This window comes from Bordetella sp. 15P40C-2, assembly GCF_009763235.1.
Taxonomy (GTDB): Bacteria; Pseudomonadota; Gammaproteobacteria; order Burkholderiales; family Burkholderiaceae_B; genus Bordetella_A.
The window spans coordinates 15066-41956 of the sequence record NZ_WSJA01000043.1 but is presented as its reverse complement, the minus strand read 5'-3'; the positions used below and the strand labels follow the sequence as shown (position 1 = coordinate 41956).

At 61.7% G+C, this 26891-nt stretch carries 23 protein-coding genes; 14 read left to right on the top strand and 9 right to left on the bottom strand.

The annotated features are described in order from the left end of the window. The first annotated feature begins 32 nt into the window (after positions 1–32). From prmA to GOQ25_RS17705, 4 genes are all read left to right on the top strand, one after another. Positions 33–953 carry a 50S ribosomal protein L11 methyltransferase gene (prmA, locus tag GOQ25_RS17720; protein ID WP_160351811.1) on the top strand — a complete coding sequence of 307 codons (921 nt, stop codon included), beginning with the start codon at positions 33–35 and terminating at the stop codon, positions 951–953. 23 nt (positions 954–976) lie between these two features. Continuing rightward, positions 977–2332, top strand: a complete 1356-nt coding sequence (locus GOQ25_RS17715) for a DUF3426 domain-containing protein (protein WP_160351810.1) — start codon at positions 977–979, stop codon at positions 2330–2332. A 12-nt stretch (positions 2333–2344) separates the two neighbouring features. Continuing rightward, positions 2345–3295, top strand: a complete 951-nt coding sequence (locus GOQ25_RS17710) for a carbohydrate kinase family protein (RefSeq protein WP_160351809.1) — start codon at positions 2345–2347, stop codon at positions 3293–3295. Between the two features lie 170 nt (positions 3296–3465). Continuing rightward, positions 3466–3969 carry a glycine zipper 2TM domain-containing protein gene (locus GOQ25_RS17705; protein ID WP_160351808.1) on the top strand — a complete coding sequence of 168 codons (504 nt, stop codon included), beginning with the start codon at positions 3466–3468 and terminating at the stop codon, positions 3967–3969. Positions 3970–4119: 150 nt separating this feature from the next. Here the strand turns inward: GOQ25_RS17705 and GOQ25_RS17700 are convergent, their stop codons facing one another. From GOQ25_RS17700 to GOQ25_RS17685, 4 genes are all read right to left on the bottom strand, one after another. After that, positions 4120–4680 carry a YggT family protein gene (locus tag GOQ25_RS17700; RefSeq protein WP_160351807.1) on the bottom strand — a complete coding sequence of 187 codons (561 nt, stop codon included), beginning with the start codon at positions 4678–4680 and terminating at the stop codon, positions 4120–4122. Between the two features lie 147 nt (positions 4681–4827). Then, complete coding sequence (locus GOQ25_RS17695; protein WP_160351837.1) at positions 4828–5496, bottom strand: histone H1-like DNA-binding protein; 669 nt, start codon at positions 5494–5496, stop codon at positions 4828–4830. A 316-nt stretch (positions 5497–5812) separates the two neighbouring features. Continuing rightward, positions 5813–7012: a ribonucleotide-diphosphate reductase subunit beta gene (locus GOQ25_RS17690; protein WP_160351806.1), complete on the bottom strand. Its 1200-nt coding sequence runs from the start codon at positions 7010–7012 to the stop codon at positions 5813–5815. A 27-nt stretch (positions 7013–7039) separates the two neighbouring features. Next, positions 7040–9967: a ribonucleoside-diphosphate reductase subunit alpha gene (locus tag GOQ25_RS17685; RefSeq protein WP_160351805.1), complete on the bottom strand. Its 2928-nt coding sequence runs from the start codon at positions 9965–9967 to the stop codon at positions 7040–7042. Between the two features lie 508 nt (positions 9968–10475). On the opposite strand from GOQ25_RS17685, the gene GOQ25_RS17680 reads away from it, so the two are divergent. Together GOQ25_RS17680 and GOQ25_RS17675 are read left to right on the top strand one after the other, a co-directional pair. After that, positions 10476–10985, top strand: coding sequence for a hypothetical protein (locus GOQ25_RS17680; protein ID WP_160351804.1), 510 nt, complete (start codon positions 10476–10478; stop codon positions 10983–10985). Between the two features lie 5 nt (positions 10986–10990). Then, positions 10991–12232: an MFS transporter gene (locus GOQ25_RS17675; protein WP_370519984.1), complete on the top strand. Its 1242-nt coding sequence runs from the start codon at positions 10991–10993 to the stop codon at positions 12230–12232. A 52-nt stretch (positions 12233–12284) separates the two neighbouring features. Here GOQ25_RS17675 and gltX read toward each other — a convergent pair whose 3' ends face one another. Then, complete coding sequence (gene gltX, locus GOQ25_RS17670; RefSeq protein ID WP_160351803.1) at positions 12285–13682, bottom strand: glutamate--tRNA ligase; 1398 nt, start codon at positions 13680–13682, stop codon at positions 12285–12287. 120 nt (positions 13683–13802) lie between these two features. Between gltX and GOQ25_RS17665 the strand changes: the two genes are divergently transcribed. Next, complete coding sequence (locus GOQ25_RS17665; protein ID WP_160351802.1) at positions 13803–16250, top strand: GNAT family N-acetyltransferase; 2448 nt, start codon at positions 13803–13805, stop codon at positions 16248–16250. 111 nt (positions 16251–16361) lie between these two features. Here GOQ25_RS17665 and GOQ25_RS17660 read toward each other — a convergent pair whose 3' ends face one another. Both GOQ25_RS17660 and yjgA read right to left on the bottom strand, forming a co-directional pair. Beyond that, a complete protein-coding gene (locus GOQ25_RS17660; protein ID WP_160351801.1) occupies positions 16362–17048 on the bottom strand; it encodes an alpha/beta hydrolase in 687 nt (228 codons plus the stop codon). Positions 17049–17123: 75 nt separating this feature from the next. Further along, the gene (gene yjgA, locus GOQ25_RS17655; protein WP_160351800.1) at positions 17124–17675 is read right to left on the bottom strand and encodes a ribosome biogenesis factor YjgA; all 552 of its coding nucleotides are present in this window, start codon (positions 17673–17675) and stop codon (positions 17124–17126) included. 71 nt (positions 17676–17746) lie between these two features. Between yjgA and pmbA the strand changes: the two genes are divergently transcribed. The 7 genes from pmbA to erpA all read left to right on the top strand — a co-directional run bounded on the left by pmbA (position 17747) and on the right by erpA (position 24052). Then, a complete protein-coding gene (gene pmbA / locus GOQ25_RS17650; protein ID WP_160351799.1) occupies positions 17747–19114 on the top strand; it encodes a metalloprotease PmbA in 1368 nt (455 codons plus the stop codon). A 139-nt stretch (positions 19115–19253) separates the two neighbouring features. Beyond that, positions 19254–20351, top strand: coding sequence for a TRAP transporter substrate-binding protein (locus GOQ25_RS17645; protein WP_160351798.1), 1098 nt, complete (start codon positions 19254–19256; stop codon positions 20349–20351). A gap of 349 nt (positions 20352–20700) precedes the next feature. Next, on the top strand, positions 20701–21129 hold the full coding sequence (rplM, locus tag GOQ25_RS17640) for a 50S ribosomal protein L13 (protein ID WP_160351797.1): 429 nt from the start codon (positions 20701–20703) through the stop codon (positions 21127–21129). A gap of 9 nt (positions 21130–21138) precedes the next feature. Continuing rightward, entirely contained in the window at positions 21139–21531 is a 393-nt protein-coding gene (rpsI, locus tag GOQ25_RS17635) for a 30S ribosomal protein S9 (protein WP_160351796.1), read from the top strand. A 206-nt stretch (positions 21532–21737) separates the two neighbouring features. After that, positions 21738–22796 carry an N-acetyl-gamma-glutamyl-phosphate reductase gene (gene argC / locus GOQ25_RS17630; protein ID WP_160351795.1) on the top strand — a complete coding sequence of 353 codons (1059 nt, stop codon included), beginning with the start codon at positions 21738–21740 and terminating at the stop codon, positions 22794–22796. 41 nt (positions 22797–22837) lie between these two features. Continuing rightward, positions 22838–23587 (top strand): DUF6776 family protein, encoded by a 750-nt coding sequence (locus GOQ25_RS17625; protein WP_160351794.1) that lies wholly within the window; start codon positions 22838–22840, stop codon positions 23585–23587. 96 nt (positions 23588–23683) lie between these two features. Next, a complete protein-coding gene (gene erpA, locus GOQ25_RS17620) occupies positions 23684–24052 on the top strand; it encodes an iron-sulfur cluster insertion protein ErpA (RefSeq protein ID WP_160351793.1) in 369 nt (122 codons plus the stop codon). Positions 24053–24165: 113 nt separating this feature from the next. On the opposite strand, the gene GOQ25_RS17615 is transcribed toward erpA, so the two are convergent. Next, complete coding sequence (locus GOQ25_RS17615; protein WP_160351792.1) at positions 24166–25314, bottom strand: anhydro-N-acetylmuramic acid kinase; 1149 nt, start codon at positions 25312–25314, stop codon at positions 24166–24168. Positions 25315–25338: 24 nt separating this feature from the next. Next, positions 25339–26745, bottom strand: coding sequence for a M23 family metallopeptidase (locus GOQ25_RS17610; RefSeq protein ID WP_236844636.1), 1407 nt, complete (start codon positions 26743–26745; stop codon positions 25339–25341). Positions 26746–26891: the final 146 nt, after the last annotated feature.

The window sequence follows — 26891 nt, the reverse complement described above, 5'->3', positions numbered from 1 at the left end:
CACGTGGCCCGCCTTTGCCGGAATCCATCGTCATGCGTGAACTCGTCCTACATTGTCTCGAGGCACAGGCCGAGACCCTCTCCGATGCGCTGCTCGAGGCGGGTGTGCTGTCGGTCTCCGTCGAGGATGCCGACTTCGGCACCGAGGCCGAACGACCCCTGTTCGGTGAGCCCGGCACTGAGCCCGAAGTTCAAGCCTGGGACCGCAATCGCGTCGTTGCGTTGCTGCCCGATGGTGCAGACCCCGCGCAAATCTACGAACAAGCGACCAGCCAGGCCGGCATCGACCCGATCGCCTTGGGTGGCTGGTCTTTACGTGATGTTCCTGACGCGGACTGGGTGCGCCTGACCCAATCCCAGTTCGGCCCGATTCACATCGGCCAGCGCATCTGGATCGTCCCCAGCTGGCACCGCGATGACCCCGATGTGTCCGCGGCGGAAACCCTGGCCGAGGACGCCGTGCATATCGAGCTCGACCCGGGTCTGGCGTTTGGTACGGGCAGTCATCCCACCACCCATCTCTGTCTGGCGTGGCTCGAAGCCGAGTTGCCCAAGGGCTCCACGGTCCTGGACTATGGTTGCGGCTCCGGCATTCTGGCCATCGCTGCCCAAAAGCTGGGTGCGGGCTCGACCGACGCGGTCGATATCGATCCTCAGGCCGTGCAAGCCACTATGGACAACGCCCAGGTAAACCGCGTGTCCGTGCAGGCCCTGTTGCCCGACGCGTTGGCCGACGGCACCTATCAGGTGGTCGTCGCGAATATTCTCTCCAATCCGTTGAAGGTGCTCGCGCCCATGCTGGCCGGTCGCGTGGCTCCGGGCGGCGATCTGGTGCTGTCGGGTGTGCTGGAACGGCAGGCCGAAGAAGTCGCCCTGGCCTATGCGCCATGGCTCAAAATGTCCGTCTGGCAAGCCCGTGACGGCTGGGTATGCCTGCACGGTCGTAAAACCTGATTGATACGCACCGGGATATCGCCATGGCCATGACGACCCGCTGCCCTCAGTGCGGCACCGCTTTCCGGGTGGTGCCGGATCAACTACGTGTCCGTAACGGTCTGGTCCGCTGCGGCGAGTGCGCCACCGTGTTCGACGGCCGCGCGTGCCTGACCGCACAGATCCCCGACGGATTCGGGTCGATCGAGATGGCGAGCAACAGCACCCGGCCCACGGCGGGAAGCCAGGCGGCGGCGCCTTTGGTGAGCCAGGGTTCAGTTGCGACGCCTGTACCGGCGTACGCGCCTGTCGCCGCACCTGCATTCGTACGTCCACCCGCGCCCGCGCCCCGGACAAGCTCATCCGTCGAGCCGACCCTTACACGCGAACCCGCGATCACGGCGGCGGATGTGCCAGCGGCCCCGGCCGTATTGCGTAATCGCTCCGCCATGTCACGGCAGGACCCTTATCTGGGTGACGCTGCCGTTTCCGACACGAGCTATCAGGACGACGACGAGGACTGGCGATCCGACACATCGGACCGCGAGCCGACGTTTGTTGCGCCCGATGAACTGCCCCCACGGCACGGGGCCGCCGCGCCTACGCTTTCCCACGCCTCCCATGCGGGCGAGCGATTCGCCGCTGAGCCGCGTTGGATTGATACGCCGGATGAACCTGTGATCCGCGTCGCCGATCCGGACGAGGACGACACGGACGAAATGGTCACGGCAGATCGCGCCTGGGACGGTCGCGCGGCGGCACGTGGATCCGCGTCGCTCGCAGACGAGTCGGATGAAGACACGCCCATCGTGGTGGGCGAGGCCCGTACGCGCTATCACGGCGCGACCGACGCTGGCCGTGCACCGCCCGAGTTTCTGGATGACGATAAACACGTACGGCGTGCTTTCTTGAGCAGCCTGTGGGGGTACGGCTGCGTGCTGGGCTTGATGCTGCTGGCCGCGCAAGCGATCTATCTCTATCGCACCACCCTTGCCGATTGGTCTCCCGCGATGCGTCCAATGCTCGAAAAAGCCTGCGCCTCGTTGGGTTGCGAGGTCGGCTATGCCCGCCATATCAATCGCATCGCCATTACTTCCTCATCGCTGCAGCCGCCCGCCGGCCAAGCGGCCGCCGAGAGCGGGAACACCACACGGCTGGTACTGCGTACGTCGCTGCGCAATCTCTACGATCAACCGCAGCCCTGGCCGGCATTACGTCTGGATCTGAGCGATCTGTCGGACACCGTGGTGATCCGCAAAATCATTCCGCCCGAGGCCTATCTCACGCCCGAGCAGGCGCAGCGTCCGTTCGCTGCGGGCGCCGAACTCAACATCGCCGTGCCCATCGAGGTCAGCGGCCCGATGGTCAACGGCTTCCAGCTTCATAAGTTTTTTCCCTGAAGGATACTCAGCATGACGGATTCTGTTCTGATTTGCGGCTCGATGGCATTCGACACCATCGCCGTGTTCGAGGGACGTTTCAAGGAACATATCCTTGCCGACCGCATCCAGTCACTCAGCGTGTCCTTTCTGGTTCCCACGATGCGCAAGGAATACGGCGGCTGCGCCGGCAACATCGCCTATAACCTGAAGCTGCTGGGTGGCAATCCCGTACCGGTCGCGACAGTGGGCGATGACGCGGGCGACTACATCGAACGCTTCAAGAGCATGCAGATCGAGACCTCGCGTCTGTGCGTCATTCCTGGCACCTATACCGCGCAATGCTTCATCACGACCGATCTGGATGACAACCAGATCACCGCGTTCCACCCGGGCGCGATGTCGTTCTCCGCACAAAACGATATCTCCGGCGCCAAAGCCGCCTGGGCCATCGTCGCGCCCGACGCCAAGGAAGGCATGTTCGCCCATGCCGAGCGCCTGCATGCCGCGGGTATCCCGTTTATCTTCGATCTGGGTCAAGCCATGCCGCTCTTTGATGGCGCGGACCTGCAACGCATGCTCGGCCTCGCACAGGCGCTCACGGTGAACGATTACGAGGCTGGGGTGGTCGAGCAACGCACTGGCATGAGCATGGCGCAAATCGCCGAGAAACTTCAAGCCGTCGTGGTGACGCGCGGCGGCGAGGGCGCCACCCTCTACACCGGCGGCGAGGCGCTGCACGTGGAACCGGTGGCAGCAGAGGCGGTCGTCGATCCCACGGGCTGCGGCGATTCGCACCGCGCCGGGCTGCTGTATGGCTTGACGCAAGGTTGGAGCTGGCTCGACAGCTGCCGGTTGGCCAATCTGATGGGCTCGATCAAAATCGCGTCGCGCGGCCCGCAGAATCACGCACCCAGCCGTGCCGAGATCGACGCGCAGCTGCGTGCGGCTTACGGCATTTCGCTCCCGGTGCAAGCGTCGTAAGATACGCCCTCATATTCCGGCATAGCGCTTGCATGGTGGCAAGCGTGACACGAGCGCACGCGGCCACGTGTGCGCACAGCGGTTGCAGGCTGTTTCTCAACGGTATCTTCTTGCCCGCGCCAGGGTATTATCTGTAGAGTAAATTAGTGGTTACCGATCAAGGAGTCCACATGAGTCAGACTTTTTCTACCTCCGTCGTTGCGTCCCGTACTGGCCGTTGGCTTGCGGTGGCCGCCGTCGTTACCTCGATGGCCGTGCTGGGCGGTTGCGCTAATCGCAGCGCCTCCAGCTCGGTCTATAGCTATGACCAAGCGCAGCGCGAGCAAATCGTGCGCAATGGCACGGTAACCAGCGTGCGTCCGATCACCATCGAAGAAAGCAAATCCAGTGGCGTCGGCATGGTTGCCGGTGGTGCATTGGGTGGTGTCGCCGGTAACGCCATCGGTGGCGGCACGGGACGCGCGATCGCCACCGTGGGCGGTGCGATCCTCGGCGCCTTGGCCGGTAACGCCGTCGAAAACCGTGCTGCGCGCGCCTCGGGCCTGGAAATCACCGTCCGTCTGGATAACGGCGAGACGCGTGTCGTGGCTCAGGAAGCCGATGTGCCCATCAGCGTGGGCCAGCGTGTGCAGGTCATCAGCGGCGCAGGCCCCACGCGCGTGACACCGTATTGATGAGGCCAAAGGCGAGTCGCGTGGCGACCGCCTTTTTAGCCTTTCAGCGTGCGGTGTGACTGCCGGTCCCCGCGCGGCTGCGACGGCTCTATCAAGAAAAACGCCCACCGAACCGGTGGGCGTTTTTCTTGCTGTCGTGGGACGCGACGATCAGACACCGCTGAGCATGAAGATCACCCGCGACAGCATCATCAAGACAATCTGCGCGAGGATAAACAGGACCAAGGGCGAGAGGTCGATACGCCAGTTCGGCAGAATCCGGCGAATGGGTTCAAGCAAGGGTGCCGTCAGCGTCTGCAGCAAGGGCATGAGCGGCGACATGGGATTGACCCACGACAGAATGGCTTGCAAGAACGTCAACCAAACGATGATGTTCAACGTCCATCGCGCCACCATCAATAACGAAGCGCCAAGCGCCGCCGGCAACAGGGCCGCCGGGATCAGCGTGTGCATCACCACCAGCCACGTCAGCACCAGATAAAGCATGGCCGTGAGCCATGCGGCTAATAAACTGGGCCAGTCCAGCACGCTGCCCGCCGGCACGATCTTGCGGATCGGCAGGACCAACCAGTTGGTGACTTGATAGATCCCGCGGCTCAAGGGGTTAAACGGATGCAGCCTCACCGCGTGAATCCACGCGCGCACGATCAGCGCCGCGCCGAACAGCATAAAGGTGATTTCGAGCAAGAAACGGAGAATATCGCCGAACATGAATACAGCCTGACAAAAATAGATCCTCGTCATTGTCGCACGCCGCATGCGGCTTGGCAGTGTGCATGCGCGCGGCGAACAGCAAAAAGCCGCCTGGCTTGCACCAGGCGGCTCTACGAGCACCGACCTTAACGGAACGGGCCAGAATTACGGGCGACCACCCGTGGGGAAGGGCCACGAAGCAGCCGGATTCACCGTGGTCTTGGCGCCTTGCGTGGCAGCCGCGGTCGGTTGCGCGGCAGGCTTCTTGGCAGCCGTTTTCTTAGCGGCAGGCTTTTTCGCTGCGGTCTTCTTGGCCGCGGCGGGTGCCTTCTTCACGGCTTTCGTGGTGGCAGCCTTGGTGGCCGATGCTTTGCGAGCGGTGGCCTTCTTGGCTACAGCTTTCTTGGCAACGGTTTTCTTAGCGGCCGATTTCTTGGCTACCGCTTTTTTGGCGGTGGCTTTCTTGGCGACCGATTTGGTTGCACTTTTAGCGGTGGTCTTTTTGGCGGCGGTTTTACGAGCCGTCGTTTTCTTGGCTACCGCTTTCTTGGCAACGGTCTTTTTCGCGGTGGTCTTTTTGGCTACCGTTTTCTTGGCGGTGGCTTTCTTGACCGTCGCTTTCTTCACTGCTTTTTTAGCGGTGGTTTTCTTCGCAGCCGTTTTCTTGGCGGCTACTTTTTTCGCGGCGACTTTCTTGGCTGCTACTTTCTTGGCCGCGACTTTCTTCACGGCGACTTTCTTCGCGGCCTTCTTGGCGGGGGCTTTCTTAGCCGCTGCCTTTTTCGCTGCTACTTTCTTTGCCGCCTTTTTAGCGGCCTTCTTGGCTGTTGCCATGGTTTTGCTCCTTAGGTTCAGAGGGGTCCCAGAACGTAAACCCATGCAATCCACCATCGATCGACGGCAGATGCCCGGGCTATTCATCGGCGCATGCCGCTGTCCCAATTCGGTGACAGCTACTACGGTTTGCGCTAATGAATTCGGCACAGCCATTTGATATGGCCCCCGCGATTCGTGCGAGCCATCTCAAATGGCGCCAGCAGGCAACCGGGTTAAGGGTTGCCTGCTGCTTGGTACTGCGTATTCGAATACCTGGCCGACGGAGCAATGTTCGGCGTCTCGAGCATCAAGGCACCGACGCCAAACGTTCACATCATTCCCAGCTCAGCGCACCGCCAGTCTGGTATTCGATCACGCGTGTTTCGAAAAAGTTGCGTTCCTTCTTCAGGTCTATCATCTCTGCCATCCACGGGAAGGGGTTTTCTTCCTGCGGGAACAGAGGCTCAATACCAATCTGTTGGCAACGACGGTTTGCAATGAAGCGTAGGTAGGATTTAAACATAGGCGCGTTCAATCCCAACACACCACGCGGCATTGTGTCTTCGGCGTAAGCGTACTCGAGTTCGACAGCCTTTTGGAACAAACCACGTATTTCTTCACGAAATTCCGGTGTCCAAAGGTGAGGATTCTCTAGTTTGATCGTATTGATGAGGTCGATGCCGAAATTGCAGTGCATGGATTCATCGCGCAAGATGTACATGTACTGCTCGGCCGCGCCCGTCATTTTGTTCTGACGACCCAGCGCCAGAATCTGCGTGAACCCGACATAGAAGAACAAGCCTTCCATCAAGCACGCGAAGACGATCAGCGACTTCAACAGCGTTTGGTCGGCCTCTGGCGTACCCGTCTTGAAGTTGGGATCGGCAATGGCGTCGATAAACGGAATCAGGAATTCGTCTTTGGCGCGAATGGACGGGATCTCGTTATACGCATTGAAGATCTCGGCTTCGTCCAGGTCCAGGCTTTCGACGATGTATTGATACGCGTGCGTGTGGATGGCTTCTTCGAAGGCCTGGCGCAACAAGAACTGGCGGCACTCGGGCGCCGTGATGTGGCGATAGGTGCCCAGCACGATGTTGTTGGCAGCCAGCGAATCGGCGGTGACAAAGAAACCGAGGTTGCGCTTGACGATGCGACGCTCGTCTTCGGTCAAGCCGTTCGGGTTCTTCCACAGCGCGATGTCACGCGACATGTTGATCTCTTGCGGCATCCAGTGGTTGGCGCAAGTGGCGAGGTATTTTTCCCACGCCCATTTGTATTTGAACGGCACCAGCTGGTTGACGTCGGTCTGGCCATTGATGATGCGCTTGTCCGCCATCTTGACGCGATGCGCCGCGGCTTGTGCATCGACGCTCGCCGCGGAGGCGGGTGCCGCCGGCGGCAAGGCCGAGTCGCCGAACACGCCGGTGGCGGCTCGAGTAGGTTGTCCCGCGCTGCCCGGCTGACCACCCGCGGAAGTCGCGGGAGTGTTGGCCGGTTGCGTTGCGAGGTTGTCGTCGTCCCAATTAAGCATGAATAAATTCTCCGGAGGCGGTGTGGATTACTGGCAGGCTTCGCACTCTTCGAATCCGGGATCGCCCGGACGCATGGTGCAAACCGCCCCGAGGACTTCGGGTTCCGGCAACGCAGGGGCTGCGGCTGCAGCGGCAACAGCAGCAGCGGTGTGGGTCGCGCTCACGGCGTTCAACTCGCCGCCACGGCCCGTGGATTTTTCTGCGCTGGTCGCACCCAGCGTGCGCAGGTAGTAGGTGGTCTTCAAGCCACGCTGCCATGCGAGTTTGTAGGTCTCATCGAGTTTCTTGCCCGAGGCGCCAGCCATATAGATGTTGAGCGACTGAGCTTGATCGATCCATTTCTGGCGACGCGATGCGCACTCGACCAACCAACGCGGCTCGACTTCGAATGCGGTGGCGTAGAGCTCGCGCATTTCGGCCGGTACGCGATCGATGCGAGACAGACTGCCATCGAAGTACTTCAGGTCAGCGACCATGACTTCGTCCCAGAGCCCGAGTTTCTTCAGGTCACGCACGAGGTAATCGTTAACGACCGTGAACTCGCCGGAGAGATTCGATTTGACGTACAAATTCTGGTAAGTGGGTTCGATGCACGCAGACACGCCAATGATATTGGAAATCGTCGCCGTTGGGGCAATCGCCACGCAGTTGGAGTTGCGCATGCCATGTTCTTTGATGCTTGCGCGCAACGACTCCCAATCGAGCGTGCTCGACTCATCGACTTCAACATGACCACCACGTTCTTCACGCAGCATCGCGATCGAGTCTTGCGGCAAGATGCCACGCGACCACAACGAGCCCTCATACGAAGGATAACGGCCACGTTCTTTAGCGAGTTGATTCGATGCCCAGTAAGCGTGATAGCAGATCGTTTCCATCGAACGGTCCGCGAACTCAACGGCCGATTGCGAGGCATACGGCACGCGCATCATGTGCAAGCAATCCTGGAAGCCCATGATGCCCATGCCCACCGGACGATGACGCTCGTTGGAGTCCTTCGCTTTCTTGACCGCGTAGTAGTTGATGTCGATCACGTTATCGAGCATGCGCATCGCAATGCTGACCGTGCGCTTGATCTTGTCGTGATCGAGTTCGTAGCCACCATCGGCGGTCGGTTTCATATGAGCGACCAGGTTCACCGAACCCAGATTGCACACCGCGATTTCCGACTCGTTGGTGTTCAACGTGATTTCCGTGCACAGGTTCGAGCTGTGAACCACGCCTACGTGCTGTTGCGGCGAGCGGATGTTGCACGGATCCTTGAACGTGATCCACGGATGGCCGGTTTCGAACAGCATGGACAGCATCTTGCGCCACAGCGAGACCGCAGGCATTTTCTTAAAGAGCTTGAGCTCGCCGCGCTGCGCTTTGGCTTCGTAGCCGAGATAGGCTTCTTCGAACGCCTTGCCATACTTGTCGTGCAAGTCGGGGCAATCCGACGGCGAGAACAAAGTCCATTCGCCGTTTTCCATGACGCGCTTCATGAACAAATCGGGAATCCAGTTCGCCGTGTTCATGTCGTGCGTGCGGCGACGTTCATCACCGGTGTTCTTGCGCAGTTCGAGGAATTCTTCAATATCCAAGTGCCACGTTTCGAGATAGGTGCACACCGCGCCCTTGCGCTTGCCACCCTGGTTCACGGCCACCGCGGTGTCGTTGACGACCTTCAGGAACGGCACCACGCCTTGGCTTTCACCATTGGTGCCCTTGATGTGACTGCGCAAGGCGCGTACCGGCGTCCAGTCATTGCCCAGACCACCCGCGTATTTCGCCAGCAGTGCGTTTTCTTTGATGGCGTCGTAGATGCCTTCCAGGTCATCGGAGACCGTGGTCAGATAGCACGACGACAATTGCGAGTGCAGCGTGCCCGAGTTAAACAGCGTGGGCGTCGAGCTCATGAAGTCGAACGACGACAGGATTTCGTAGAACTCGATGGCGCGTGCTTCGCGATCCGTTTCACGCAGCGCCAGACCCATGGCCACGCGCATGAAGAACACCTGCGGCAGCTCGATACGGCGGCCACCGATGTGCAGGAAGTAACGGTCGTACAGCGTTTGCAGGCCCAGATAGCTGAATTGCAGATCGCGCTTGTCATTGAGCGCGGCGCCAATGCGCGCGAGGTCGTATTCGCCCAGTTTCGGATCGAGCAAACCGCCTTCGATACCGCGTTGGATAAAGACAGGGAAGTATTCGGCATAGCGCGTTGCCATCGCGCCCTGCGCGACTTCTTCGCCCAGCACTTCCTTACGGATCGTATGCAGCAAGAGACGCGCGGTCACGCGGCTGTAGGCCGGGTCTTTTTCGACCAGCGAGCGGGCAGACAGAATCGCGGACTTGAACACTTCGTCAACAGGAATGCCGTCGTACAGGTTCTTGACCGTTTCTTTCAGGATGGCTTCGGTGTCGATGAATTCGGTCAGCCCTTCGCCGGCGGCTTCGATCGTGGCGCGCAGGGCGCTCAGATTCAGCGGGCTGCGTACGCCGTTTTCCACCACGTGCAGATTGCTTTGTTCTTGCGAGGGAGACGTCAGGCTGCTGCTGCCCTGGGCCGCGGCGCGCTCTTGCGCGCGTTTCTCACGGTACAGCACATAGGCGCGCGCCACGTCATGCTCGCCCGAACGCATCAGGGCCAGCTCGACCTGGTCCTGGATGTCTTCAATATGGAAGGTGCCGCCGTTGGGACGATTACGCACCAGCGCGCTGACGGCCTGATTGGTCAGCGATTCGACCAGCTCGCGCACACGCGCGGAAGCCGCGCCCTGACCGCCGTTGACGGCCAAGAACGCCTTGGTCATCGCGATGGCGATCTTGCTGGGCTCGAAACCCACTACCGAGCCGTTGCGTCGAATAACCTGATAACCCGCCCATTGCCCATTCTGGGCATCGGCGGAGGTTTCGTTGGTGTTAGGCGGCACGGCGGAGGGCCGAGTCACAGAGGCGATCGTCGTCTGCATGGAAGCTCCTGTGGAAAAGCGTAAAAAGACGCGGGCACGATATGTGCCCGTGCTGGAATTCTGTAGGGATGATGTCTAGCCGTGCCGAACGAGCGTCCAGGCACGTCGGCCGAAATCGCTCCAGCCGCTAGATGGCTACTATATGTAGTGCCAGGCCGCTACTATAGCACTAATTCTAGTAGCCGATGGGGCGGGGGACAAGTTAGGAAACCCTAGGGAAATCTCAATTAATCGTGACAAAATGCGCGGCGCCCCAAGGGCGCTGCCGAGCGGCGTAGTGCTTGCTCGCGGTCGCCATTTTACGCCGCTTTGCGGATCAAAACCGCGCGCCCGCGCCGAATAAACGTCTGTCGTGAGCTTGCGTAGTTTCTCATCCTGTTGCGTCCACACTGCAATATTGCAGCGGTGCATTGCAACAAGCGCGAGTGCTGTTTAGAGTCCCACCTGCAGTTGCGCAAGCCCGAGGCCGCCGAGCGGCGGCACGCTGCGCATGTGTATCGAGGATGTCATGATCAAAGCATGGTGGTATCGCGGGTTCGTCGTGTCTGGCGCGGCGAGTTTATTATTGGGTTGCTCCACACAGCATGCCCCGGTCGAACAAGTCGCGGTCGAGACGACACCCCCACGGCCGGTCAGTTGTAGCCCGGCGCCCGCCGGCAGCGCGCTGATAGGCCGCTGGTTGTCCAACACCCGGCCCAGCGGGGTGGCAGGTGACTTCCGGGCGCTGATCGTGCTCGAGGCCAATGGCACGATGACCTACGATACCCAATTGAAAGTCGGCAAACGAATCCGTCCCGGCCTGCGCGAAGCGGGCTGCTGGGAACTCGTAGACGGCGTGCTCACCCTGCAAACCGTCAAATCCAACGGCGAGGCCATCGACACGAACGATCCAATCTACCGGAACCAGTATCGGGTTGAAAAGGTCGAGTCGACACGCCTGAAGCTGCATGAGGTGCGCAAGGGCGGGCAATCGATCACCGCGCGCCGCATGCCCGCCTCCTACCGGCTGCCGGATTGAGCGCCGTGGGGCAGGACGCACACACAACTACCTCGGGCGCTCCGTATCGGGCCATTCTCTTGTTGGCGCTGGCCGCGTTCGTCAGCGCGAGCGCCTTCCGTATCTGCGATCCGATGCTGCCGCGTCTGGCCGCCGAGTTCGGGACCTCGACCGGGCAGGCGGGCGCGACGGTCACGGCGTTTGCGATCGCCTATGGGCTGTTGCAAATGTTCTTCGGACCCGTGGGGGATCGCTACGGCAAATTCCGGGTGGTGTCCATCGCGACCTTTGCCTGCGCGATCGGCAGCATGGGCGCGGTGCTCGCTCCGAATCTGGATGTGCTGATCCTATGTCGGGCCCTGTCGGGCGCGGCCGGTGCCGGTATCGTGCCGCTGTCGATGGCTTGGATCGGCGACAACGTGCGCTATGAAGAGCGTCAGGCGACGCTGGCGCGCTTTCTGACGGGGACGATCCTCGGGATGGCCGTCGGCCAGGTCGTCGGCGGCTGGTTTACCGACACCATCGGCTGGCGCTGGGCGTTCGGATTCCTGGTTGTGGGCTATGTGGTGGTAGGCACGCTGCTGATGCGCGAGGTCAAACGTATGGCCGCGCATCGCGCCACGGGCGCGGCGTCCGGCGACGGTGCGCAGGTACAGCGCCTGAGCTTTGTCGCACAAGTACGCACCGTGTTCGGCGTGCCCTGGGCGCGCATCGTGCTCGTGACGGTGTTCCTCGAGGGCCTGCTGGTTTTCGGTTCGCTGGCCTTTGCACCGGCTTATCTGCATGACCGCTTCGATTTGTCGCTCACCGCCTCGGGCGGCGTGGTGGCGGTGTATGCCCTGGGTGGACTGCTCTATACCCTGATTGCCGGGCGCATGGTCAACTGGCTGGGCGAACGCGGTTTGGTGACGTCGGGCGGCTTTGTGTTGAGCCTGTCCTTTCTGGCCTATTGGCTGGGCCCTTCATGGGTATGGGCGGTGGTGGCGAGCGTGCTGGCGGGCTTCGGCTATTACCTGTTGCATGCGACGCTGCAAACGAATGCCACGCAGATGGTGCCCTCCGCGCGCGGCACGGCGGTCGCGTGGTTTGCATCTTGCCTGTTTCTCGGACAGGCCGTGGGCGTGGCGCTGGCCGGCGTCTTTGTAGACGAGGCGGGCGCCGCGGTGCTGTTTGGCACGTCCGCCGTACTGCTGCCGGTACTGGGGATGAGCTTCGCCTGGGTGCTCAAGCGACGCGCGCAGCAATTGAATCGGGTGGCGCAAGCCTAGACCTGCGACAAGGGCAAGCGCAATATCCCTCGCGCTTGCCCATCAGCACGAATCAGATCGCCGCCAGTCGTTCTAGCACGACATCCTTGCCGATCAGCGCCAGGACAGCATCCACCGCGGGAGTCTGGGTTTGTCCCACGACGGCGACGCGCAGCGGGATAGCCAGCTGCGGCATCTTCATACCGCGATCGGCCAGCACGGCCTTGATCAATGCGGTGATCCCTTCGCGGGTCCATTCCGTATCGCGGGCGCGTTGTGCAAAATCGGCCAACGCCTCACGAGCCGTGGTCGTCAGGTGCTGCTCCACTAATTCAGCAGGCGCGGGGGCGTAGGGCTTGCAAAACAGCATCGCGGCTTCGGCCAGCTGCTCCAGCGTTTCCGCGCGATCTTTCAGCAGACCCATGGCCGCAACCAGATCGGTCGCTGCTGGGTTGCCGCCGCGCCGTTCGATACGCGGTGCGACTCGCGTGGCGAGTTCGGCGTTGTCCGTTTGTTTGATGTAGTGCGCGTTGACCCAGTTGAGCTTTTTCGGGTCCCATTGCGATGCCGACTTGGACAGATGGTCCGTGTCGAACCATTGCACCAATTGCTCGCGCGTGAAGAGCTCGTCGTCTCCGTGGCTCCACCCCAGGCGCGCCAGATAGTTGATCATCGCCTCGGGCAGGTAGCCCTGCGCATCGTAATCCATCACGTTGACCGCGCCGTGACGTTTAGACAGCTTTTCGCCATCGGGACCCAGAATCATCGGCACATGACCGTATTCTGGCACGGGCGCACCCAGCGCGCGCAGAATATTGATCTGACGCGGCGTGTTGTTCACATGGTCATCGCCGCGCAGGATATGCGTCATTTTCATATCCCAGTCATCGACCACCACGCAGAAGTTATACGTCGGCGTGCCGTCCGGGCGCGCGATGATCAGGTCGTCGAGCTCGCTATTGTCAAAGCTGATCGGACCCTTGACCATGTCGTTCCAGCTGGTCGTGCCCGTTTGCGGATTCTTGAAACGCACGACGGGTTTGCGGCCTTCTGGGATGGCCGGCAGCGTTTTGCCTGGCTCGGGGCGCCACGTGCCGTCATAACGCGGTTTTTCTCCACGCGCGCGAGCGGCCTCGCGCATCTGCTCGACTTCTTCGGGCGAGCTATAGCAATAATAGGCAGTGCCGGCCTCCAGCATTTGTGCGATGACTTCGCGATAGCGGTCCATGCGCTGCATCTGATAGAACGGGCCTTCGTCGGGCTGCATGCCGAGCCAGTCCATGCTGTCCAGGATCGCTTGCACCGCCTCCGGCGTGGAACGCTCCAGATCGGTGTCTTCGATGCGCAGCACGAAGACGCCCTGATGGTGACGGGCGAACGCCCACGAAAACAGTGCGGTGCGCGCGCCGCCCAAGTGAAGAAAGCCCGTAGGCGAGGGCGCAAAGCGCGTGCGGATAGGAGTCGAAGTCATAGTCAGCAGGTAAGGGCGTGGCACGCCGCCGCGAGGGGCGGTAAACATTGCGCGCCATCATGGCGATAGCGCGGCCGTCTTGTTACGATGGGGTTATTTTAGAGTAGCGCCGACCTGCCCATGCTGCGACACGTTCTTGCCCCGCTATTTGACCCTGGCTCGCTGGTGGTGGTGGCGGATCGTCCGTTGCCTGTCGTCGCCTCGCTGCGGGCCGATTTGCGGGCGCGTACAACGCTGGTGGACGTGGCGGCCGCGGTGGCGCCCGAGTTCCCCGAAGCCTGTCAAGGCATCGGCGCCGGACAGCGGCCAGATCTCGCGCTGGTCTGTGTGTCTCCGGCGGTGTTACCGGAAACCCTGCGCCGCATGACGCGATTGCGTCCTCGCGCGGTCATTGTTTTACCGCACGAAATCCCGGACCCTTGGCCCGGCGGCACGGTCGCGCTGTGCCGCCAGTGGGCCGAAGAAAACGATTGCGCGCTCCTGGGACCGCGAGCGTTTGGCGTGTTGCGCCCGCATGCGGGTCTGAATCTCAGTCAGCATCCCACGCTGGCGCGCCCGGGCCGGGTAGCTTTGGTCGCGCAATCGCGCTCCATTGCCGCCGCTGTCATGGACTGGGCAGATGATGCGCACATCGGCTTTTCAACGGTCGTCGCGTTGGGCGACGAAGCTTCGATCCGTGTCGCGCAGGTGCTCGATTTCCTGGCCAGTGATCCGCGTACGGACAGCATCGTGCTGTATCTGGAAGAGGTGGGCACGGCACGCGAATTCATGAGCGCGTTGCGGTCGGCCGCCAGTGTCAAGCCGGTCATTGTCTTGAAAGCCGGGCGCGATGGTCCTCCGGGCAGCGATGCGGCGCTGGATGCGGCCTTGCGCCGGGCGGGCGCCGTGCGGGTGCGCTACTTCGTGCAACTCTTCTCGGCGGTCAAGGTGCTGGGCTATGCGCGTCGTCCGCGGGGGCGGCGCGTAGCGATTTTGTCTAATGGCAGTGGCCCGCCGCAGCTAGCTTTGGATTTGATTGGCCCCAATCATCCCACCTTGCGTGCGGAGCTGGCGGCCACTACGCGGCGAGCGTTAGAGGCCTTGCTGGAACCCGATGCGGTCACCGAGAACCCTGTCATTACTTATGTGCCCATTACCGCCGAACGTATTCAGGCGGTGCTGGATCATCTGATTGATGACAACGGAGTCGATGGCGTGCTGGTCGTGCTGGCGCCGGACGCATTGTCCGATATGCGCGCGGTCGCGGGCCAGCTTGCGCAGTATGCCCCCAAGGCGCGCAAGCCCGTGGTGAGCTGCTTCATGGGCGACGCGGGCATGCGGCCCTTGCGCCGCATGCTGGACGACGCCGGCACCCCGGCATTTCGCACGCCCGAGTCCGCGGCCGATGCGTTCGGCGTGCTGGCGACGCACTACTACAACCAGCAGTTGCTGTTGCAAACCCTGCCGCCCGAGCCGCCAAGCCGCGTCCCGGATGTGGCGCGCGCGCGCGACGTGATCGAACGTGCGCGGGAAATGGGTCGTCTGGATCTCACTGCGGCAGAGTGCCGCGAAATTCTGGAGGCCTTCGATGTGCCGCTGCGGGACGTGCCCGCTGGCGTATTGCCCGGTGAACCCGAATCACGTCCCATGGCGATACGCGTGCGCCGCGATCCGAATTTCGGCCCGGTCATTCAGTTCGGTGCGGGTGGCGAGGATGCGTTATTGACCACGGGCGCCGATCGCGGCCGCGATTTGCCTCCCTTGAACGGCTACCTGGCGCGGCAACTCATCGAACGCAGCCGCGCCTGGCAGCGCGTGCTGGCTTCGCAACTGAGCGTGGCGGCCACTGAAGCCTTGCAGCATGCTTTGGTCCAAGTGTCGCAGGTCATTTCCGAATTGCCCGCCATAGACTCACTGGATATTGATCCCTTGTACGCGGGCCAGTCGCAACTGCGCGCCGCAGGCATGCGTGTCACGCTATGCGCGGATCCGGTCTGTGCTTCGCCGCAGACCGAGGGGTATCCGCATATGGCGATACACCCTTACCCCGCGCGCCTGGTACGGCACCGGGAGTTCGAAGACGGTACAGAATGGACCATTCGTCCTATCCGCCCCGAGGATGGCGAAACGCTGCAAGAGTTCATCCGCGGGCTGTCGGAACGCTCGCGCTATATGCGCTTTGTGTCCATGATGCGTGAACTGACGCCGCGCATGGTGGCCCGCTATACCCAGATCGACTATCACCGCGAACTGGCGCTGGTGGCCACGACCATGGTGCCGAATCTGGAGAATCGCGGCCATCCGCGCGAGATCATCATCGGGTTCGCGCACTATCTGCGTAACCCCGATGGGCGCGGCGCGGAATACGCGCTCGTCATAGGTGACGATTGGCAGCGGCGGCGTTTAGGCGGTCAGTTGATGCAAGCGCTGATCGATGCCGCGCGTGAACAGGGGCTCGAATATATCGACGGACTCGTGCTGGCGAATAACCGGCCGATGCTCACGCTGATGACACGCCTGGGGTTCACCAACGATCCGGATCCGGAAGACCCGACCATGCGGCGGGTATGGTTGAGCCTGCTGGATTGACCAGCTTGGACCAGCGTTCGTTCGGGCAAGATGGGATCAACGGCGTGGCCACGCATCCGGCAGCTTAACCGTCGAGTCCGCGTATGCTTCGTCAGCGCAAACGCGGACGAATCACGCGCTGGCGGCCAGGACTTCGCGCAGGAATCCCGCAATATCCTGGATTTCCGGCGCGCACACCGAGTGCGGCATGGGGTAGGTATGCCAGCGGACATCATGGCCCAACGATTGCAGCAACGCCAATGAGGCCTGCGCGCGCTCGAGCTGCACGACCGGATCGAATGTGCCATGCGCCAAAAAGATCGGCGTGTCGGCATTGGCCGTATGGCGTTCGCTGGTCGCGATGTCCAACAGCGGCAGATAGCCGGACAGTCCGATCATCCCCGCCAGCTTTTCTTCCAACCGCAAGCCGGTGTGCAAGGTCATCGCGCAGCCTTGCGAAAACCCGGCCAGCACGATGCGGGATGTCGGAATGCCGCGCTCGTTTTCGCGCTTGATCAGGGCGCGTACCGCCGCTTCGGATTGACGGATGCCGGCGGCGTCTTCGCGGCGCACCAGGTCAGTGACCAGGATGTCATACCAAGAGCGCATCGCCATCCCGCCATTGATCGTCACCGGTTGCACTGGCGCGTGCGGAAACACAAAACGCACCGCCGGGCTGCTGCCCAGTCGCAGCTCGGGCACGATGGGCGCAAAGTCATTGCCATCGGCGCCCAGGCCGTGCAGCCAGATCACGGCATGTGTCGGATTCGGGCCAGTCGGGATTTCCAGGCAATCGAGGAGGGCGGGCGTGGCAGTCATAGTGGCGAATGAATTCGGTGTAATAACGTCGGGTCGGCGTGCGCGCTGGATTCAACACGCGCGGCGAGTTCAGGTTCAGGCGGCGAGGTTTTTCAACGCTTGAAACAGCGCGCGATAGTGTTTGCGTTGCGGTTCCTGTCCAGGTTGCAGCGCGGCGTTGGCTTGAGCCTCTTTGCGCGCGGCGCGGATCGTCGCGCGCAATGCCTGCACGTCAGCGCCCGGATGCGCGTTGAGCAACTCGGTAAGCGCGTCATCGTCTTTCAGCAACTTGTCGCGCAGCAGCTCCAGCCGGTGCATGGCGGCGGTTTCTTCGCGCGAGCCGTTTTGCCAGATGTCGAGCTGTTGACGGATCTCATCGGCCGGCGCATCGCGCATCAGCTTGCCTACGAAGTGGGTTTGACGGCGCTTGCCCTCGCGGCTGGTGGTGCGCTGAGCCAGACGGATGGCCTCGTACAGGCGTTCGGCCAGCGGCAGCTGTTTGAGTTTGTCGTTCGGCAATTCGATCAATTGCTTGCCCAGGTCCAGTAGCGCGTGCATTTCGCGCTTGATCTGTGACTTGCTGGGACGGTCGTAGCCGTTTTCGTCGAACTCGTCGTCGGGAGTGGGATCGGAAATAGAGGAATTCATGGAGACCGCAATGAGGGAACTGCATTGACGCAGACTTAGCTATGATAACCGTCTCTGCTAATTGGACTGCAATGGTCAAGACTTCTAACTCCACTCTCCCCCTGGCCGCCAACCACGCGCGTTTCAGCGAACTCGTCGAGCAAGTACTGGCTTATGCGCGCCAGGTCGGCGCCAGCGATGCCGCCGCCGAGGTTTCCGAAAGCCTGGGTCTGTCCGTTTCCGTGCGTCGCGACGATATCGAAACGGTCGAACAGACCCGCGATCGTTCGCTGGATGTGACGGTCTACGCTGGTCAGAGCCGCGGCTCGGCCTCGACCTCCGATTTCTCCGAATCCGCGCTGCGTCAGACAGTTGAGGCGGCCTGGCATATTGCCCGACACACGGCAGCCGATCCTGCCGCCGGACTGCCCGATGCCGACCTGCTGGCCACGGACATTGCCGATTTAAAGCTGCACTATCCCTGGCCGGTCACCACCGAAGAGGCGGCCGAGCTGGCCTTGCGCGCCGAGCGCGCGGCCCGCGCGGTGGATCGACGCATCACCAATACCGATGGCGCAACGGTCGGCACTTACGAAGGCCAGTTTGTCATGGGCAACACCCGGGGCTTTCTGGGCGGATACCCGTATTCGCGCCACAGCCTGTCGGTCGCCCCGATTGCCGGGCGTGGCAACAACATGCAGCGCGACTATTGGTATAGCTCCGAACGCGATCCCGCGCGGCTGGCATCGCCCGAGGCGATTGGTCGCTACGCCGCCGAACGTACGCTATCGCGGTTGTCGGCCAAGCGCATCCGTACCGGCAAATTCCCCGTCCTGTTCGAGGCCCCGCTCGCGTTAGGGCTGCTCGGTGCTTTTACGCAGGCCACCAGCGGCGGCGCACTCTATCGCAAGGCCAGTTTCCTGGTCGATGCCCTGGGTAAACCGATATTCCCTGACCACATCGATATCGCCGAAGATCCGCACGTTCCAGGCGCCATGGGCAGTTCGCCGTTCGATGATGAGGGGGTGCGCACACAGGCTCGCAGCGTCGTCTCGGCGGGCGTTCTCGAAGGCTATTTCTTATCCAGCTACACGGCGCGCAAACTGGGCATGGTCACCACCGGCAATGCTGGCGGTTCGCACAACTTGACCATGTCGTCGCGTCTGACCGCGCCGGAAGACGATTTCGAAGCCATGCTGCGCAAGCTCGGCACGGGTCTCCTCGTGACAGAGCTCATCGGCCAAGGCGTGAACTACGTCACCGGTGACTATTCGCGCGGTGCCTTCGGCTACTGGGTCGAGAATGGTCAGATCCAGCACGCCGTGCAAGAGATCACCATCGCCGGCAACCTCGCCGATATGTTCCGTCAGATCGTCGCGATCGGCTCGGACACCATCGCGCGCGGCACGAAGCGCACCGGTTCTATCCTGATCGAACAAATGGCGATCGCGGGCATATAAGGCCGCATCGCTGGCGCTCGTCATGCGCGTGCCAGGCGCCGTCGTGCGCCCGGTGCTAACGTTCGGGACGTCACAGGGTGTAATATCCGCCACATAACGTGATATCCCTTTTCGAGTTGCCACCGAGGAGCTAACTACAATGCAACGTCGTTCCTTTTTGAAAAACGCCGGCCTGGGAGCCGTCGCCGGTAGCGCCGCGGTTGCCGCCCCGGTATTTGCCCAGGACGCGCCCACGCTGAACTGGCGCATGGCCTCCAGCTTTCCGCGCAGCCTCGATGCCTTGTTCGGCACGGGCGAAATCTTCTGCAAATTCGTCAGCGAGATGACCGGTGGCAAGTTCAACATCCGTCATTTCCCCGGTGGCGAAATCGTGCCTGCCCTGCAGGTCATGGACGCGGTGTCGAACAACACCATCGAGTGCGGCCACACCGTGTCGTACTACTACTATGGCAAGGACCCCGCGTTCTGCTTCGACGCCGCCGTGCCCTTTGGTCTGAATGCCCGTCAGATGAACGCCTGGATGTTCGATGGCGACGGCATGAAGCTCACGCGCGAAATGTTCAAGCCGTTCAAGATCGTCAACTTCCCGATGGGGAACACTGGCGTGCAGATGGGTGGCTGGTTCCGTAAGGAAATCAAGACGGTCGAGGACCTCAAGGGCCTGAAGATGCGCACCGCCGGTTTTGCGGGCGAAGTGCTCTCGCGTCTGGGCGTGGTGCCGCAGCAGCTGGCCGGTGGCGACGTTTATCCGTCGCTGGAAAAAGGCACGCTGGACGCCGTGGAATTCGTCGGACCCTTCGACGACGAAAAACTGGGCTTTAACAAGGTCGCCAAGTACTACTACTACCCGGGCTGGTGGGAAGGTGGTCCGCAGGTGTCGTTGTACCTGAACGAAGGCGCCTACGGCTCGCTGCCCAAGAACTACCAAACCATCATCGAGGCCGCCAGCCGCGTCGCGCACGTGGCCATGACCTCGCGCTACGACGCCAGCAACCCGGCCGCCTTGCGCCGCCTGATTGCCGCCGGTGCCGAGCTGCGTCCGTTCCCGCGCGCCGTCATGGATGCCTCCTACCAGGCTGCCCAGACCGTGTACAAGGAATTCTGCGACAAGTCGCCGCAGTTCAAGAACCTGTACGACAACTACATGGGCTTCCGCGACAGCGTGGTGCCATGGTTCCGTCTGGTTGAAGGTTCCTACGACAACTACCTGGGCGTCGTGATGTCCCAGAAGTCGTGATATCCAGGAAATAAGCATCTCTGCGCGCGGCCAAGGCCGCATCCGCGGGTGATGCCGCCCTGGCAAATAAGCGGGCCCTGCGCCCGCTTATTTTTTTGCGGTTCGCGCGCCTCATACGGGCAGCTAGGTGGCTCCGGCTGAGCAGAGTTTGCACAAATTTTGATCAATCGTGCTAGAATGATCAGCTTTCCTTTATTCCGGTTGGGGCACGGGCGGGTAATAACGCTTTGGCCAGCCGAAATCTCTATCCCTTGGGCCATGCCCGGATCGGGATGTCAGGCGCCGATGGAATGGAAAAAAGCTTGTCGGGCTGTTCCGGCAAGAACTCAATATTTACTAGGAACCAATCATGAAGACCTTTGTGGCCAAGCCGCATGAAGTCCAACGTGACTGGTTTGTGATCGACGCTAAGGGCAAAGTCCTGGGTCGTGTGGCCAGCGAAGTCGCACGCCGCCTGCGTGGTAAGCACAAACCTGAATTCACGCCGCACGTTGATACGGGCGATTACATCGTCATCATCAACGCTGCCGACATCGTTGTTACGGGTAACAAGACGCAAGACAAGAAGTACTTCCGTCACACCACCTACCCCGGTGGTATCCGTGAAACGAACTTCGAGAAACTGCAGCAGCGGTTTCCCGGCCGTGCCATCCAGAAGGCCGTCAAGGGCATGCTGCCCAAGGGTCCGCTGGGCTACGCCATGATCAAGAAACTCAAGGTGTACGCCGGTGCCGAGCACCCGCACACCGCTCAGCAGCCCAAGCCGCTGGATATCTAAGGAAACGCCATGATCGGTAACTGGAACTACGGAACCGGCCGTCGCAAAACCTCGGTGGCTCGTGTTTTCATCAAGAAGGGCACGGGCAAGATCGTTGTTAACGGCAAGCCCGTCGACGAATTCTTCGCTCGCGAAACTGGCCGCATGATCGTGCGTCAGCCGCTGGAACTCACCAGCCACCTCGAGTCGTTCGACATCAAAGTCAACGTGCACGGCGGCGGTGAAACCGGCCAAGCTGGTGCGATTCGTCACGGCATCACCCGCGCACTGATCGACTACGATGCGGCTCTGAAGCCCGCGTTGTCGCAAGCCGGCTTCGTGACCCGCGATGCCCGTGAAGTCGAACGTAAGAAGGTCGGCTTCCGCAAGGCACGTCGTCGCAAGCAGTTCAGCAAGCGTTAATCGCCTTGTTGGTCCGGATCGGTTCTCCGATCCGGCCGCAAACAAAGAGCTCCAGTGTTCATGCACCGGGGCTCTTTGTCTTTCTGCCTTTGGATTCACTCGCCGGCGCAGCGGTAGCCTGTGTTGCAATACGCCGTACTTGTCACCGCAAATCTGCCCCGCAGTTAGGGCTACAATCTTTCTTCGTCTTACGGATCACCTGAGCTATGGCCCACGCAACGAATTCCCGCATCAAGGTCGGCATTGTCGGCGGTACCGGTTACACCGGCGTCGAGTTGCTGCGCCTGCTGTCGCAACACCCCCATGTGGAACTCACCGCCATCACGTCGCGCAAGGAAGACGGGCTGCCGGTGGCCGACATGTATCCGAACCTGCGTGGCCGCGTGAACCTGGCGTTTTCCACGCCGGAAAAAGCCCCGCTGACCGATTGCGATGTGGTTTTCTTTGCGACGCCGCATGGCGTGGCCATGTCCCAGGCGCAGGAACTGCTTGCTGCCGGGACCCGCATCATCGACTTGGCGGCCGACTTTCGTTTGCAGAACACTGCCAATTTCGAGCGCTGGTACAAAATGCCGCACAGCTGCCCGGATATCCTTAAGGAATCCGCGTACGGTCTGGTCGAGCTTAACCGCGACGCCGTCGCCAAGGCGCGTGTGATCGGTAACCCTGGCTGCTATCCGACCACGGTGCTGCTGGGTCTCGCGCCCGTGCTGGAAAAGGGTTTGGTCAATACGCAGACGCTTATCGCCGATTGCAAATCCGGTGTCTCTGGCGCCGGTCGTAAAGCCGAGGTCGGATCGCTCTTCTCTGAAGCCAGCGATAACTTCAAGGCCTACGGCGTGGCGGGTCACCGCCATCACCCGGAGATTTCCGAGCAGCTCGATAAGCTTGCCGGCGAAAAAGTCGGCCTGACTTTCGTGCCGCATCTGGTCCCGATGATTCGTGGCATGTTCTCGACGCTGTACGCTCGTATCCGGCCCGAAGCCATGGACACGGACTTCCAGGCCTTGTACGAACAGCGCTACGCCGACGAGCCCTTTATCGATGTCCTGCCGGCGGGCCGCCTGCCCGAGACCCGCTCGGTGCGCGCCTCCAACACGCTGCGCATTGCTGTGCAGCGCCCGGAAAACAGCGACCTGCTCATCGTGCTGGTCGTGCAGGACAACCTGGTCAAGGGCGCATCCGGCCAAGCCATTCAGAACATGAACCTGATGTTCGGTCTGCCGGAATCGGCCGGCCTGGATCAGGTCGCGATTCTGCCCTAAGGCCATGAGCCGGTCTTCATCGACCGGCTCAGACCGCATTGATGTCCTCGGATCCCGCATCGCCGGTTCGCCCGGCTTCGTCCCGGCAGTGGTTTATAGCCATTGCCGCGTTCGTCATAGGCCTGGCAGGCGGCGCCTGGGGCGGATATGAATACGCCCGTCGCGCCGAGAATGCCACGCCCAAGGTGGTCATCACCGATGAACAGCTCGCCGCGCGCGATGCCGCGGTCCAGCAAAGTCAGGCCGAAAGCCGCTTTTTACGCGCGCAGCTGGACACCGCCGAAGGCGAAATGGCCGTCGAACGTGCCGCCCGGCTCGAGCTTGAGGCCCAACTGCGCGCTGCGCAAGAGGAGCTCGGCAGCGTAAGGGAGCGTTTGGCGTTCTTTGAGCAGCTGCTGCCGCCCGGGCCGGAAGGCACGGTAGACATCCGTGGCGCCGAAGTTTTGCGCGAGGGCGCAGGGCTGAAATACCGGGTGCTGCTGATGCGTAGCGGGCGACCCGGTAGCCCCTTTATCGGTAGCCTACAATTTCAAGCGACCGGGGTGCTGAAAGGCGAGGATGTGACGCTGGATCTCCTTCCGCTGCAGCGCAAAGCCGAGGGCACGCCACCCGTCGAGGAGGCCAGCGCCGACTCGGACCCCGCTGACGCACTGCCCGTGAAGTTCGATCAGTATCAGCGCAGCGAAGGCGTTCTCGACCTGCCGGAGGGATTTGTCCCCGAAACCGTCGTGGTCAACGTGCTCGAAGGGACCACCGTCCGCGCATCGCGCACGGTCAAGCTGCCACTTTGAAGCGCAGGCGCGTCTGCGCTACTATGACAGCATTGCGGCGAAAAATTCGCTGACGTTATACATACATTGGCCGCTTGTTCGGCCAGGAGTTCCACCATGAACGCAGTTACCGAAACCGTCGACCTGCAGGCGCCCCCGACGCCGCTGGTCTTCACCGATTCCGCCGCCGCGAAGGTCAAAGACCTGCTGCTGGAAGAAGGCAACCCCGAATTGAAATTGCGCGTGTTCGTGCAAGGCGGCGGCTGTTCTGGCTTTCAGTACGGCTTTACGTTCGACGAAGCTGTGAATGACGATGATACCGTGCTGGACAAGGATGGCGTCCAACTGCTGGTTGACCCCATGAGCTTTCAATACCTGGTCGGTGCCGAAATCGACTACAAGGAAGACCTCGAAGGCGCCCAGTTCGTAATTCGCAACCCGAACGCTACGACCACCTGCGGCTGCGGCTCGTCTTTCTCGGTGTAAACCGACTTAGTCCGGCCTGCGTGCCGGACTACGCTTAGCTCACTACCTATATCGCGCCACGACGAGTTCGTCGTGGCCGTTTGTCTTCGTGTGCCTGGATCGCGTGGGCGGTGCTAAGCCGGGTAGATCGCGCCCAATACGCGTGCGCCGCGAGCACCCGTGACTTCGGGCACGCCGGCAGGCAGCCGCTCCACGCAGGCATGTGCCAGCCACGCGAAGGCCATCGCTTCGACCCACTGTGCTGGGACACCCGCGGCATCCGTCGGTTGCAAAGGCCGCTGCAGGCAATCGGCCAGATCGCGCATCAAGCCTGCATTGCGGGCACCGCCACCACACACCAGCACATCCCGGCTCTCGGGAGCCGCGTCCCGCAAAGCGTCGGCTACCGTACGAGCAGTGAAGCGCTGCAGCGTCGCCTGTATGTCTTGCGCAGAGAGCAGGGAGACAACCGGGTACGTGCTTAAACGCGCGTCCAGCCATTGCGCATTGAATAGATCCCGTCCCGTGGACTTGGGCGGAGGCACTGCCAACCATGGTTCAGTGGCGACGAGATGTTCAAGCAGACCCGCATCCACGCGTCCACCTTGCGCCCAGGCGCCGTCTTTATCGTAAGCTTGCCCGGTATGACGCTGACACCACAAATCGAGCAGCACGTTCGCCGGACCCGTGTCGAATCCCCGGGGCGCCTTGCCTGGTGCCAGTAGCGTGATATTGGCGATACCGCCCAGATTCAACACCGCCCTGGGAAAGTCCGTGCCAAACATCGCGGCGTGAAAAGGCGGCACGAGCGGCGCGCCCTGACCACCGGCGGCCACATCGCGGCTGCGAAAATCCGCCACGACATCGATGCCAGTCAGTTCCGCGAGTAACGCTGGCGCATTGAGCTGCAGGGTATATCCCAGCTCGGGGCGATGCCGCACCGTCTGGCCGTGTGCGCCGATTGCGCGCACCGCCACGGCGGGCAGCTGCGCATCATCCAACAAGGTCTGCACCGTGCGCGCATAGAGCTTCGCCAGCTCCTGACTTGCCAGCGCGACACGATGCAGTTCGTCATCGCCGGCCCGATTCAGCGCATACATTTCGTCCCGCAGCGACGCAGGCATCGGCAGGGCCGCCGTGGCGAGCACCTCAGGCGGCTGCGATGTCCCTGGGGCGCCCAAGCGCACCAGGACGCCGTCAGCGCCATCCAGGCTAGTGCCGGACATCAATCCGATATAGAGATGTCCGGCATGGACCGAGAGCGGGCCAGAAAAATCAGGCATCACTGGTCCCGGCCGGTCGTGGCATCAACGACTCGCGAGCGTCGGGCCAGGCTCGAGCGCATCCTGTTGATACGCCGTCATCAGCGCGAGCTGCTGTTTATACGTCGCCGTCGCCGCCTGGAACTTGCGCGCCTCGTTCGCTTCGAGCGGGCGAGACACCGGCAAGTCGGCAGACAGCGGATCCACGGGCTTGTTGTCGATACGGAATTCGTAGTGCAGATGCGGTCCGGTCGACCATCCCGTCGAGCCCACGTAGCCAATCAACTGGCCCTGCGAGACCTTGGTGCCGACTTTGATATCGGAGACAATACGGCTCTGGTGCGCATACAACGTCGAAATCTTGCCGTGGTGCTTGATGATGACGACATTACCGTAGCCGTTCTGCCACCCTGCGAATTCGATCGTGCCATCCGCCGTGGCATGCACCGGCGTGCCCGTCGGCGCGGCGTAATCCACGCCCTTGTGGCCTGTCCACGTGCGATGAATCGGATGCATGCGTCCACCGAATGTCGAGCTGATCCGCGTGAACTTCAGTGCAGTGCGCAGGAACTCGCCGCGCAGGCTCACGCCGTCAAAGCTGTAGTAATTGCCCGTCTTGCCATCCGGGCTGAACCACACCGCGTTGTGCGCCTTGCCTTTGTTAATGAATTCCACCGCCAGCAGGCGTCCCGCACCGGCATAGCGGCCTTCGTGCGAGCGCACTTCATAGACCACACGGAACTGATCGCCCGGCTGCAGATCGCGCAGAAAGTCGATCTTCGCGCCCAGCACGTCGGCCATCTGTTGCGTGATGGAATCCGGAATGCCCGCCGCGTCCGTCGCGCCAAACAACGAGCTGCGTATGGTGCCCGCGGCGACCCGCGTTTGCAGATCCGTGTTCTCCGTGACTTCTTCGGCCTTGTACGTGTCGTCCGAGGGCGTCACGACGAGCATTTTGGTCGCCACCTGGCCATCGACTTCTTGGCCCGGCGTGTGGATATAGCGCAGCCAAAGCAGATTCCCTTCGGCATCGGTCGCCGCCTGGACAGAGCGCCCGGGGTAGAGCTTGTAAATGCTGCGCGCGCTGGGAGCATGAGTCAGGAACCGTTGCAGGCCCGGTGCATCCACGTCCAGACGCTGCAGCACGGTCGCCAGTGTGTCGCCGGAGCGAATACGCGTTTCACTGACATACGGAGCCTCGGCGCTCGCTTCGCTCACGCGAAGCTGATCGGCACCAAGCGACAGAACCGTCTGAATCTGACGAGATTCGGGGAGCTTGGCGTGATCCGGTTGCTGCACCATGCCCAGCGCAGCCGCGCCGGCAAACAATCCTACAGTGGTAACCAGTAATGTGCGACGAATCCAGCCGACGCGACGGGGAGACTCGGGGCGAGACAGGGCGGCAGTGCTGGGTGCGGAGCGATCAGCCGGGCTGTGGGAGCCACGATACATTGAGAAAACCTTTCAGGGGGTGCCAGTCCCAAGAAGCATGCGCGTAGATGTGGCCAGTCCACCAATATAGAGAAGGATATTGGCGGGGCGGCCTACGTCAGGCGTAGCCTCTGGTGAACAAAGGGGTTAAAGCGAGTTGCAACTGC